Here is a 12093-nt window from a genome sequence, read left to right on the forward strand (position 1 = left end):
ATGGCCGCGCACGATGGCGATCACGTCGAGCGCGGCGGTCTGCAAGTCGTCGATGGCCGGCGCGTCGGGGCGTCCGAACGCGCCGACGAGCGCCGCGTGGATGCGCTCGCCCACGCGCGCGTCGCGCTCGTCGAGCGGCACGCGCCGCTCCTCGAAATCGAGCAGTCGCGCCAGCTCCGGGCGTCGCATCTGGTGCGCGACCGCCGCGCGAATCAGCCTGAGCAACGCCGCCTCACAGCTCGACGCCGCGGCGGCGGCCTCGACCTCGGCAAGGAGCGGCGCGCTCTCGCGCTCGATCAAGGCGGCGGTCAGCGCGTCGCGATTCGGGAAATATTGATAGAGCGAGCCGACGCTCACGCCCGCGCGCGCCGCGATGGCGTTCGTGGTGTAGCCGGCGAGGCCCGCGCTTTCGAGAATGCGGGCGGCGGCTTCGAAGATCGCGTCAACCGTGGCGGCGGAACGGCGCTGCGCGGGCCGCTTGCGCGCGTCGAGCGGCGCGGGGCGGCTTCGGCCGCGGGGCGTCTGGGTCATGGTGGGCAATGGCTCGCATTTTATCCGCCCTCGGCGCGCCCGCCGGAAATCGCCTTGAAGTGTCGCATTGAAGCGGCGCGCGTAACGCAACGTGCAGCCCACGCGCTGCCACACGTCCCGTTACGCCGGTCACGCGCCGCTGACCTTCCCCCGTCTTCCGGCACGCCGATGAAACCGCGCGCCTCAAATCTGCCGGCGCATTTCCGCGGCCGGCAACTTCATCATCTGCCGATACTTCGTGACCGTGCGGCGCGCCACCTGCACGCCCTGCTTTTCGAGTTCCTGCGTAAGGATGACGTCGGAAAGCGGGTCGCGCGGATCTTCGGCGTCGATCATTTCCTTGATGAGCGCGCGCACCGCAGCCGCCGAGCAGGTGCCGCCCGTACGCGTTTCCAGCTCGCGCGGGAAGAAGCGCTTGAACTCGAAGATGCCGCGCGGCGTGGCCATGTACTTGTTGCCCGTGGCGCGCGAGACGGTCGACTCGTGCAGGCCCAGTTCGTCGGCGACGTCGCGCAGCAGCATCGGCCGCAACGCGATTTCGCCGTACTGGAAAAACGCCTTCTGACGCGCGACGATGCACTCGCCCACGCGCAGGATCGTCTCGCAGCGCTTGTGCGCGTTGCGGATCAGCCAGCGCGCTTCCTGCAGTTGCTGGGCGAGCGGCGAGCGGCTCGTCTGATCCGAGCGCGCGAACATTTCCGCATAGAGCTTGTGGATGCGCGCGCGCGGCTCGATGGCCGGGTTCACGCTGACCACCCACTTGCCGCGCACCTGGCGCACGATCACGTCGGGAATGACGTAGCCGCCGTCCGCGCGCCCATAGTGGTTGCCCGGTTTCGGATCGAGGCGGCGTACGAGCGCACTCGCGGCCTGCAGCGAGGCAGCGTCGCAGCCGAGCTGGCGCTGCAGCTCCCCGTGCTCGCGGCGCGCGAGGCGTTCGAGATGCTGCGAGACGATCTGCAGGGCCAGTTCGCGATGCGGGGTGTCGTGCGGCATCGCCTCTAGCTGAAGCACGAGGCATTCGGAGAGCGAACGCGCACCGATGCCGGGGCGATCGAGCGTTTGCACCACGCGCAACGCCACACGCAGACGGTCCTCGTCGAGCGTGTCGCCCGCGCCCTCCACGTCGGCGAGTTCGGCGAGATCCTGGCGCAGGTAGCCGTCGTCGTCGAGCGCCTCGATCACGATCTGCGTTGCGATCCGGTCGAGGTCATCGAGCGGCGAGAGGCGCAGCGCCTCGTGCAGCTGCTCGCGCAGCGTGATCGGCACGCGCACCCAGTCGGAGGCCTCGGAATCGCCGTCCTCGCCGCCGCGATAGCTCGACGTGCGCAACGCGCCAGGCGTCGGCATCTCGGCGGTATAGCCCGAGCCTTCGTCGTTGTAGCTGGCCTCGGCGTACGAATTCTCGGCGTAAGGGGACGTTTCCTGCCCCATGCCGGCATCGAGGCCGGACTCGCCCGCGCCTTCGGTCGCCATGGCAGGGGCTTCGGCCGCGGGCGCCGCCGCGGAGCCGATGCCCGCCGCGCCGTCGGCCGCTTCGGCGGCCTCGCCGGTCTCCGAGGCGGGCGGGACATATTCGAGGAACGGATTGGTGTCGAGCGCCTCGCGCAGCTCCTGCTGGAATTCGAGCGACGACAGTTGCAACAGCCTTACCGCCTGCTGAAGACGCGGCGTGAGCGCCAGATGCTGGCGCGCGTGTAACGCGATGGAAGGCATGGCAATCCCGTTTTGTTGAATTGAGTGGTAACGCCCCTCATGCAACAGCCATGCCAGTTTTTACAACGCACTGTTTTGAAACGGGATCGGCACTTGCAACGCATACTGCGCGAGCCTCTTTTCCGACCCCACCGTGGAGATTTTTACAACGGTGCGGAAAAATTTTTGCGCGTGCCGGTCGGGAAAACGGTGGCCGCGTGAAGCGGCGGCGAACCGGCATAGTGGACTACGCAGACGGCTTCCAGCAGGCTTTCAACGGCGCGCGCAGCGAGCACGGACGCGGCGAGGCACGCACCTTGCGGAGGGAAGCTGCGACCACAACCAGAAAGGGAGTAGCCATGAAGCGCATCCTGATCCTCAAGACCGCGGCTGGCGCCGCCTGCATGACGTTCGCACTTCTCGCCGGTGCGCAGACCACGACGAACAGCGCCGCACCCGCGGCCAGTTCGGAGTCCATGGGCCAGCACGTCGACGACGCAACCATCACGACCAAGGTCAAGGCCGAACTGCTCGGCGCGAAGAACGTGAAGTCCGAGCACATCCACGTGAAGACGCGTAAGGGTGTGGTCTCGCTCACCGGCACCGTGCCGAGCGCCGAGGACCGCGATAACGCCAGGCAGGTCGTGGAAGGCGTCTCGGGCGTGACCTCGGTGAAGAACCATCTGAAGGTCTCGGCGGCGAGCTGACCGATCGGCCGGGCAACCGGATCGAGCCAGTTTCAGGCCAGACCGCGCCGGCGGCTTCCACCGCCGGCGCTTTTCATTTCAGCTTCATTCCCGCCGTCAATCCTCTTCCTGCTGCGATTGCCGGAGTTGCACGCGCCGCTGCTCGCCCTGACGCGCGAGCATCCAGCCCGGATACTCCGCGGGCAACCCGCTCGCCTCGCCCAGCACGCCTAGCTCCTCGACGCTGAGCTTCACTTTCGTCGCGGCGATATTGTCGTCGAGCTGGTCCACGCGTTTCGCGCCGATGATCACCGATGTCACCGCCTTCTGATGCAACAGCCACGCAAGCGCGATCTGCGCGACCGACACGCCTTTGGCCTGCGCGATCGGCCGCATCGCGTCCACGCAGTCCCATGCGCGCTCGCGGTTCACGGGCGGAAAATCGAAGGTCGTGCGGCGGCTGCCCGCCTCGCCTTGCTGGTCGCGCCCGTACTTGCCGCTCAGGAGCCCACCCGCGAGCGGACTCCAGACCATCAGGGCGAGCCCCTCGCTCTCCAGCATCGGCACGAGCTCGCGTTCGAGATCGCGCCCGGCGATCGTGTAGTAGGCCTGCAGCGACTCGAAGCGCGCGAGCCCTTCGCGCTGCGCAATGCCGAGCGCCTTCACGATCTGCCAGGCCGCCCAGTTCGAAACGCCGGCGTAGCGCACGTGCCCCTGCTGCACGAGCGTATCGAGCGCGCGCACCGTTTCCTCGATCGGGGTGACGGGGTCGAAGGCGTGAATCTGATAGAGGTCGATGTGGTCGAGCTGCAAGCGCTTCAGGCTCGCCTTCACGCCGTCCATGATGTGATAGCGCGTGGCGCCGCGTTCGTTCGGCGACGAGCCCATTTCGCCGAACACCTTGGTCGCGATCACCACCTGCTCGCGCGGGATCTTGAGGTTCCTGAGCGCCTGGCCGGTGATCTGCTCGGAAACGCCTTGCGAGTAGACGTCGGCGGTATCGATGAAATTGACGCCAGCGTCCAGCGCGCGGCCAACGAGCCGTTCGGCGTCGGACTGCTGGAGATCGCCGATCTGGTTCCAGATGCCGGCGCCGCCGCCGAAGGTCATCGTGCCGAGGCAAAGTTCCGAAACGAACAGGCCGGTGCGGCCCAGTGGGTTGTAACGCATGGTGTGACTCCGTCGTGGGTTCGAGGGAAAGTCCAACGCGGCGAGGATACTGCGTTCGCGACGCGCCTGCCGGACGGCCGCCACGGCTTGAAACGCCGCAAGACGGCCGTACATGCCTGCTTACGCCCTGCCACGCCCGCACCCGGACCGCCCCGCGTCAGGCAGACGCGCACGAAAGCTGCGAGACTGGCAGACGTGCAATGCCGCCGCCTCTGCCGCTTTTTTTGCCGCACACCGCCCGCATGACAACGCCTTCGCCCGTATCCGATCCGCACGCCCCTCGAGCCGCCGCCAATCGCGACGGCGAGCCAGTCGACGTGCTCGCGCGCTTTCATCCGGCCGTGGCCGGCTGGTTCCGGCGCAGCTTCGACGCGCCCACTGCCGCGCAGCGCGCCACATGGCCGCTCATCGCGAGCCGGCGCGCGACGCTGGTGGCCGCCCCGACCGGCTCGGGCAAGACCCTCACCGCCTTTCTCGCCGCGCTCGACGAACTGGTGCGCGAGGGCCTCGCGCATGGCGGCGCGCTGCCCGACACGACGCTCGTGGTCTATGTCTCGCCGCTCAAGGCGCTCTCCAACGACATCCGCCTCAATCTCGAACGGCCGCTCGAAGGCATCGGCGAGGAACTCGTGCGGCTTGGCTTGCCGCCGGTCGAAATCCGTACCGCGGTGCGCACCGGCGACACGCCGCAGCCCGAGCGCGCGGCGCTCAGAAAACGTGCACCGCACATTCTCGTCACGACGCCCGAGTCGCTCTATGTGCTGCTCGGCTCCGAATCGGGCCGCCGCATGCTGGCGAGCGCGCGCAGCGTGATCGTCGACGAGATTCATGCGCTCGCCGGCAACAAACGCGGCGGCCATCTCGCGCTGAGCCTCGAGCGGCTCGATGCGTTGTGCGGCTCGCGGCTGCTGCGCATCGGGCTGTCGGCCACGCAAAAGCCGATCGAAACCGTCGCGCGCTTTCTGGTGGGCATGGGCGACGCGGCGCAGGATCCGGACGCGAACCCGCCCGCGTGCGAGATCGTCGACGTGGGCCATACGCGCACGCGCGACCTTGCGATAGAAATACCGCCCGTGCCGCTCGAAGCCGTAATGGCGAACGACGTGTGGGAACGCGTGTACGACCGCATGGCCGAACTCGTCGCCCTGCACCGCACGACGCTCGTGTTCGTCAACACGCGCCGCATGGCCGAGCGCGTGGCGCGCCATCTCACCGACCGTCTGGGCGCCGAAGCCGTGGCCGCGCACCACGGCAGCCTCGCGCGCGAGCATCGCTTTCTCGCCGAACAGCGGCTCAAGAGCGGCGATCTGCGCGTGCTCGTGGCGACGGCGTCGCTCGAACTGGGCATCGATATCGGCGACGTCGATCTCGTGTGCCAGATCGGCTCGCCGCGCTCGATCGCGGGCTTCCTGCAGCGCGTCGGGCGCTCGGGCCACCAGGTCGGCGGAGTGCCGAAGGGACGGATCTTCCCCACCTCGCGCGATGACCTGATCGAATGTGCGGCGCTGCTCGATAGCGTGCGGCGCGGCGAACTCGATCGCCTCGCGCTGCCGCAGGCGCCGCTCGATGTGCTCGCGCAGCAGCTCGTCGCGGAGGTTGCCTGCGAGGCCTGGGAAGAAGACGCGCTCTACGCGCTCGTGCGGCGCGCCACGCCGTGGTCGATGCTCGAGCGCGCGCAGTTCGACGCCGTGCTGCGCATGCTCGCCGAAGGCTACACGAGCCGCCACGGGCCGCGCGCCGCCTACCTGCATCGCGACGTGGTGAGCCATACGCTGCGTGCGCGGCGCGGCGCGCGGCTCGTCGCGCTCACGTCGGGCGGCACGATTCCCGACAACGCCGACTACTCGGTGCTGCTCGAACCGCAGGGCGTGCAGATCGGCACCGTCAACGAGGACTTCGCCGTCGAAAGCCTCGCGGGCGACGTGTTCCAGCTCGGCAACGCGTCGTACCGGATCCTGCGCATCGAGGCGGGCCGCGTGCGCGTGGAAGACGCCCAGGGGCAGCCGCCCAACATCCCGTTCTGGCTCGGCGAGGCGCCGGGCCGCAGCGACGAGCTTTCGTTCGCGATTTCGCGGCTGCGCAAGCAGGTGGAAGCCGCGCTGATCGACGCGAGCGCGAACGCTGGCGCGACGGATGACGCAGCTTCGCCCGCCGTGGTCGATCGCGCTACGGCGGCACTCGCCGCTTCGCTCGAGATCGACGATGCCGCCGCGCGCCAGATCGTCGAATATCTCGCACGCGCCCGCGCCGCGCTCACGGTGCTGCCCACCCAGGACACGCTCGTCATGGAGCGCTTCTTCGACGAGGCCGGCGGCACGCAGCTCGTGATCCACACGCCGTTCGGCAGCCGCCTGAATCGCGCGTGGGGTCTCGCGCTGCGCAAGCGTTTTTGCCGCCAGTTCAACTTCGAGCTGCAGGCCGCCGCGACCGAGGACGCCATCATCCTCTCGCTCACCGGCGCGCACAGCTTCGCGCTCGACGAGGTGTGGCGCTATCTCCATTCGAATTCCGCGGAGCATCTGCTCGTGCAGGCGCTGCTCGATGCGCCGCTGTTCGGCGTGCGCTGGCGCTGGAATGCGACCACGTCGCTCGCGCTGCCGCGTCAGACCGGCGGGCGCAAGACGCCGCCGCAGATCCAGCGCATGCGCAGCGAAGACCTGCTCGCGGCCGTGTTTCCCGACCAGGTGGCGTGCGTCGAAAACATCGCGGGCGAGCGCGAAGTGCCGCGCCATCCGCTTGTCGACCAGACGCTCGACGACTGCCTGCACGATGCTATGGATACCGAAGCATGGATCGCGCTGCTGCGGCGCATCGAGGCGGGCGACCTGAAGCTCGTAGTGCGCGAACTGCCCACGCCCTCGCCGCTCGCTGCCGAAATCCTCACCGCGCGCCCGTATGCGTTCCTCGACGACGCCCCGATCGAAGAACGCCGCACCCAAGCCGTGCTGTCGCGGCGCTGGAGCGACCCCGAATCCACCGATGATCTCGGCGCGCTGGACCCCGAAGCGATTGCGAGTGTGCGCGAAGAAGCGTGGCCGCAAGTGCGCGACGCCGACGAAATGCACGACGCGCTCACGAGCCTCGGCGCGCTGGCCGAAAGCGAGGCGCAGCACGAGCCGAAGTGGCTCGCATGGCTCGCCGGTCTGGCGGCGGCGGGCCGCGCGACGCGGCTGCCCGTTGCGGACCACGACGCGTTGTGGGTGGGCATCGAGCGGCTAGCCTGCGTGCAGGCCATCTACCCGCAGGCGCGGTGCGAGCCGCCGCTCACGCCGCCGCCTGAATACGCGGAGACGTGGACGGAGGACGCAGCGCTCGTCGAGATCGTGCGCGCACGCCTGTCGGGCTTCGGACCACTCACCGTCGCTCAGGTGGCGCGGCCGCTCGCGCTGGAGGCGAGCGTGGCGGCGCTCGCGCTCACGCGCCTCGAAACCGAAGGCACCGTGATGCGCGGACGCTTCACGCCGCAAGCGATGGGCGGCGGCCAGGAGGAATGGTGCGAACGCCATCTGCTCGCGCGCATCCACCGCTACACGGTGCGCAAGCTGCGGCGCGAAATCGAGCCGGTCGAGCGTCACGACTTCATGCGCTTCCTGTTCGAATGGCAGCGCGTGGCGCCCGGTACGCGCGGCTCGGGCCGCGACGCGCTGGCCGCCGTGCTCGACCAGCTCGAAGGCTGGGAAGCCTCGGCGCTCGCGTGGGAGGACGAACTCCTGCCGGCACGCATCGACGATTACACGCCCATGCTGCTCGACGAGCTGTGCCGCTCGGGGCGGCTCGCCTGGGCACGGCTGCCCGCGCGCGCGGCGGCCGCTTCGACGGTGCGCAGCACGCCGGTCGTGCTGCTCGCGCGGCGCGAGCTGGCGCGCTGGATGGCGCTCGTCGAAACGACCGACACGGCCGGCCTGTCGGCGCGCGCGCAGCGCGTCTACGAGGCGCTGCTGCGGCACGGTGCGATGTTCTTCGACGAACTGGCCGCCGACGCGCACCTGCTCGGCGTCGAGCTGGAGAACGCGCTTGGCGAACTGGTGGCGGCGGGCCTCGTCAACGCGGACAGCTTTGCCGGGCTGCGCGCGCTCGTGAAACCGGCCGCGCAGCGCAGCGCGCATCACGGCCGACGCCGGCCGCGCGGCTTTGGGCCGCTCGCGGGCGGCATGGCCGACGCGGGGCGCTGGGCGACGCTGCGGCGAGTTGCGCTGGCCAATGCATCGGCCGATGCGTCGGTCGCTCCGCTTTCGGATCTGGACGATGAAGCAGCGCTCGTCGCGACGGCACTGGCTGACTCGACTTCGCACGCAGCAGCGGGCCTGCGCTCGCCGGCGCTTGCGCGTGCAAGGCAAACGACCGCCAGCGCCGCGCGCCGCCCGCCCGTCGCCCCGGAATTGCTGGAGCACGTCGCCAACGTGCTGCTGCGCCGTTATGGCGTGATCAGCTGGCACCTGCTCGGACGCGAGGCGGCTTGGCTGCCGCCCTGGCGCGACCTGCTGCGCGTGCTGCATCGCATGGAGGCGCGCGGCGAGGTGCGAGGCGGACGCTTCGTCACCGGGATTTCGGGCGAACAGTTCGCGCTGCCCGAAGCCGTGGCGCTGCTGCGCGATGTGCGGCGGCGCGCAGCAGCGCAAGGCGAAAGCGGCGCGCTCGTTTGCGTGAGTGCCGCCGATCCGCTCAATCTCCTCGGCACGCTGCTGCCTGGCGAAAAGGTGCCCGCGCTCGCCGGCAACCGCATCGTGTTCCGCGACGGCGTGCCGGTCGCCACCCTGATTGCCGGCCGTTTCGGCTTTCTCGGCGAATTCGACGAGAGCACGCGCGCCGAACTCCGCGCGCGGCTCGCCAAGCCCTGGTGAGGCGCGCTGGGCGGGTGCGCGCTGGACTGGCTGTTAGTTGCGTTGTGCTGCGTGCACGGAAGGCTTCGTGACGTTGCGCGTGCCGTCGAAATGCCGTCGCACGCGCAGACCGTTCGCCACGACGAGCAGGCTCGCACCCACGTCGGCGAACACGGCCATCCAGAGCGTGGCCTCGCCCGCCATCGCGAGCACGAGAAACACGGCCTTGATGCCGAGCGCAAGCGCGATGTTCTGCTTGAGCACGCCCGCGGTCTTGCGCGAGAGGCCGATGAACGCGGCGATCTTGCGCGGATCGTCATCCATGATCGCGACGTCGGCGGTTTCGAGCGCGGTCGCGGTGCCCGCCGCGCCCATCGCGAAGCCGATGTCGGCGCGCGCGAGCGCGGGCGCGTCGTTCACGCCGTCGCCGACCATTGCCGCCATGCCGTACTGCTTCGAGAGCGCGGCGACCGCGTCCTGCTTGTCCTGCGGCAGCAGATTGCCGCGCGCGTCGTCGATGCCGAGTTGATCGGCGATCGCCCGCGCGGTCGACGCGTTGTCGCCGGTCAGCATGACGGGCGTCACGCCGAGCGCGCGCAACGCGCGCACGGCCGGTGCGCTTTCGGTACGCAGCGCGTCGGCCACGGCGAACACGGCGACGGCCTCGTGCGGCGCGCACAGCACGATCGCCGTCTTGCCCGCCAGTTCCAGCGCTGCCAGCTGCGCTTCGAGTTCGGGCGAGCACAAACCCAGCTCCTCCACCAGCCGGTGATTGCCGAGGCGCCAGAGCGTGCCGTCGATGCGGCCTTGCACGCCGCGACCGTTCAGCACCGCGAACTGATCGACCGCAAGCAGGCGCGCATCCGGCTCACGCGCCCGCCAGCCCGCGACCACTGCGCGAGCGACCGGGTGCGTGCTGGCCTCGTCCAGGCTCGCGGCGATGCGCAGTGCTGCTTGCGCCGACAGCGGCGCTTCGCTGGACTCCCCTGCGCTGACCAGCGCTCGAACCGGCGCCGCGAGCGCATCGGTCAGGACAGGCTCGCCGCGCGTGAGCGTGCCGGTCTTGTCGAGCGCGACGGCCTTGAGCAGCCGACCGCGCTCGAGCCACACGCCGCCCTTCACGAGCATGCCGTGGCGCGCGGCGGCGGCGAGGCCGCTCACGACCGTCACCGGCGTCGAGACGACGAGCGCGCACGGGCAGGCGATCACGAGCAGCACGAGCGCCTTGTAGAGCCACGCACTCCACGCGCCGCCAAACACGAGCGGCCCGGCCAGCGCCAGCACCACGGCGAGCCCGACCACGGCCGGCGTGTAGTAGCGCGCGAACTGGTCGACGAAGCGCTGCGTGGGCGCGCGCTGCGCCTGCGCCTCCTGCACCGCCGCGGCGATGCGCGCGAGCGTGCTGTCCTTCGCGGCCGCGGTGACGAGCGCCTCGACCACGCCATCGACGACGATGCTGCCCGCGTAAAGTGCCGCGCCGGTCTCCTTGTCGACAGGCAGGCTTTCGCCCGTGATCGGCGCCTGATCGAGCGCGGCCCGGCCGGCGATCACGCGCGCGTCGAGCGGCACGCGCTGGCCGGTGCGCACGCGAATCCGGCTGCCGACCGCCACATCGCCCACCGCGGACTCGCGCCATTCGCCTTGTCCGGGTGCGACATCGCCGGCTTGCCAGACTTCGGCGGTCTCAGGCGCGAGTGCGGTGAGCGCGCGGATCGCCTGACGGGCGCGCTCGAGCGAAAGCGCCTCGATTTCCTCCGCGAGGGCGAACAGGAAGACCACCATTGCCGCTTCGGGCCACTTGCCGATCGCAACGGCCCCGATCAACGCAAGCGACATCAGGAAATAGATGTTGATCGTGAAATTGCGCAATGCGATCCAGCCCTTGCGCAGCGTGGGCAGACCCGCGCAAACGATCGAGATGACTGCGCAGGCGAGTACAAGCGGACTGGTTTCCCGGCCGGTGCTCCAGGCGAGCACCTCGGCGCCTGCGGCTGCCACGCCGCTCGCCGCCAGCAGCAGCTTCTGGCGCAGCGCGAGACCGACAGACCCAGGCGGGGCGGCTTGCGCGGCCGTGCTATCGTCCAGCGCACGCGGCGCCATGTCGAGCGCGCGCAGCGCGGCCACGACAGGCTGAGTGTCGTCGAGCCGATGATGCACGGTCAGTTCGCGCGCGAGCAGGTCGAAGTCGAGGCGCACGACGCCCGGCATGGGTTCGAGCCGGTTGCGGATCAGACGCTCTTCGGTCGGACAATCCATGTTTTCGATGCGCCAGCGTGCGCGGCGCGTGCCTTCGGGCGCCGGAGCCGTGTCGCGCCGGTTTTGCGGTGGCGTGCTGTGTGCCGCGCCGCCGTGACAGCAGCTGTGAGCGTGGTCTTTCGACCCGGCATGCGCATGGTCGTGGGCGTGGTCATAGCCGTGGCTATGGGCATGCTCGTGGCCGTGGGCATGATCATGAGCGTGCCCTTGATCCGGGGCATGGGCATGCCCGTGACCGCCGCCCACGCCACCCACGCTACCCACGCCGCCAGCCCCGTGCGCACCGCCCGCCGTCCGCTCCTCATCACGCGCGCGCAGGCGCTGCGCAATGCCGAGCCGCGACACGTAGCTCTGGTTCATAGCCGGTTTCTCCCAAAAGTGACACAATCATTGAACAGCCTGTAGCCACTACAGGGTCAAGTCATTTGGGAGAGCCGCGACCATGCGAATTGGTGAACTGGCGCGCTGCGCGCACTGCGATGTCGAAACGGTGCGCTTTTACGAGCGCGAAGGCCTGCTGGACGAGCCCGCACGCGAAACCAACGGATACCGCAGCTACACGGCCGTGCACGCCGCGCAGCTCAACTTCATCCGCCATTGCCGGTCGCTGGGCATCGGGCTCGCGGACATCCGCATGCTGCGCCGCTTCCAGGCCGACCCGAGCCAGCCCTGCGACGAGGTCAACGAATTGATCGACAGCCAGATCGAGCGCATTCATCAGCAGATCGAAGCGATGCGCGTGCTCGAGCAGCAGTTACGAACGCTGCGCGAGAGCTGCCATGCCCACCAGAGCAGCAGCGCGGAGTGCGGGATCATGAAGAGTCTCGAACAGCCTATCGATGACGAAAGCTGTTCATGCCATGGCGACGGGCACGCCGCACAGGACGCGCCGCCCGCAGACGGCGCGCCCGCCCCTCACCGCCACTAGCCGCTCA

At 69.5% G+C, this 12093-nt stretch carries 6 protein-coding genes and 1 pseudogene; 3 read left to right on the forward strand and 4 right to left on the reverse strand.

The window, feature by feature from the left end; translation table 11 throughout:
* Window positions 1–3: 3 nt before the first annotated feature.
* Together AB4Y40_RS06875 and AB4Y40_RS06880 are read right to left on the reverse strand one after the other, a co-directional pair.
* A pseudogene (locus AB4Y40_RS06875) lies at window positions 4–531 on the reverse strand (TetR/AcrR family transcriptional regulator); the annotation flags it as partial.
* A gap of 183 nt (window positions 532–714) precedes the next feature.
* Window positions 715–2247 carry an RNA polymerase factor sigma-54 gene (locus AB4Y40_RS06880; protein ID WP_368686994.1) on the reverse strand — a complete coding sequence of 511 codons (1533 nt, stop codon included), beginning with the start codon at window positions 2245–2247 and terminating at the stop codon, window positions 715–717.
* A 338-nt stretch (window positions 2248–2585) separates the two neighbouring features.
* Between AB4Y40_RS06880 and AB4Y40_RS06885 the strand changes: the two genes are divergently transcribed.
* Window positions 2586–2933, forward strand: coding sequence for a BON domain-containing protein (locus AB4Y40_RS06885; protein WP_368686995.1), 348 nt, complete (start codon window positions 2586–2588; stop codon window positions 2931–2933).
* Between the two features lie 96 nt (window positions 2934–3029).
* On the opposite strand, the gene AB4Y40_RS06890 is transcribed toward AB4Y40_RS06885, so the two are convergent.
* Window positions 3030–4082: an aldo/keto reductase gene (locus AB4Y40_RS06890; protein ID WP_368686996.1), complete on the reverse strand. Its 1053-nt coding sequence runs from the start codon at window positions 4080–4082 to the stop codon at window positions 3030–3032.
* A 242-nt stretch (window positions 4083–4324) separates the two neighbouring features.
* Between AB4Y40_RS06890 and AB4Y40_RS06895 the strand changes: the two genes are divergently transcribed.
* Window positions 4325–8923 carry a DEAD/DEAH box helicase gene (locus AB4Y40_RS06895; protein ID WP_368686997.1) on the forward strand — a complete coding sequence of 1533 codons (4599 nt, stop codon included), beginning with the start codon at window positions 4325–4327 and terminating at the stop codon, window positions 8921–8923.
* Between the two features lie 33 nt (window positions 8924–8956).
* Here the strand turns inward: AB4Y40_RS06895 and AB4Y40_RS06900 are convergent, their stop codons facing one another.
* Entirely contained in the window at window positions 8957–11518 is a 2562-nt protein-coding gene (locus AB4Y40_RS06900) for a heavy metal translocating P-type ATPase (RefSeq protein WP_368686998.1), read from the reverse strand.
* Between the two features lie 82 nt (window positions 11519–11600).
* Here AB4Y40_RS06900 and AB4Y40_RS06905 point away from each other — a divergent pair, with 82 nt between their 5' ends.
* Entirely contained in the window at window positions 11601–12086 is a 486-nt protein-coding gene (locus AB4Y40_RS06905; protein ID WP_342920878.1) for a Cd(II)/Pb(II)-responsive transcriptional regulator, read from the forward strand.
* The last annotated feature ends 7 nt before the right edge of the window (window positions 12087–12093 follow it).

Source organism: Paraburkholderia sp. EG287B (assembly GCF_040965595.1).
Lineage (GTDB): Bacteria > Pseudomonadota > Gammaproteobacteria > Burkholderiales > Burkholderiaceae > Paraburkholderia.

Coding starts and splice junctions, on each gene's coding strand:
- AB4Y40_RS06900 (WP_368686998.1), bottom strand. CDS start 11,518: ATGAACCAGAGCTACGTGTCGCGGCTCGGCATTGCGCAGCGCCTGCGC.
- AB4Y40_RS06885 (WP_368686995.1), top strand. CDS start 2,586: ATGAAGCGCATCCTGATCCTCAAGACCGCGGCTGGCGCCGCCTGCATG.
- AB4Y40_RS06880 (WP_368686994.1), bottom strand. CDS start 2,247: ATGCCTTCCATCGCGTTACACGCGCGCCAGCATCTGGCGCTCACGCCG.
- AB4Y40_RS06895 (WP_368686997.1), top strand. CDS start 4,325: ATGACAACGCCTTCGCCCGTATCCGATCCGCACGCCCCTCGAGCCGCC.
- AB4Y40_RS06890 (WP_368686996.1), bottom strand. CDS start 4,082: ATGCGTTACAACCCACTGGGCCGCACCGGCCTGTTCGTTTCGGAACTT.
- AB4Y40_RS06905 (WP_342920878.1), top strand. CDS start 11,601: ATGCGAATTGGTGAACTGGCGCGCTGCGCGCACTGCGATGTCGAAACG.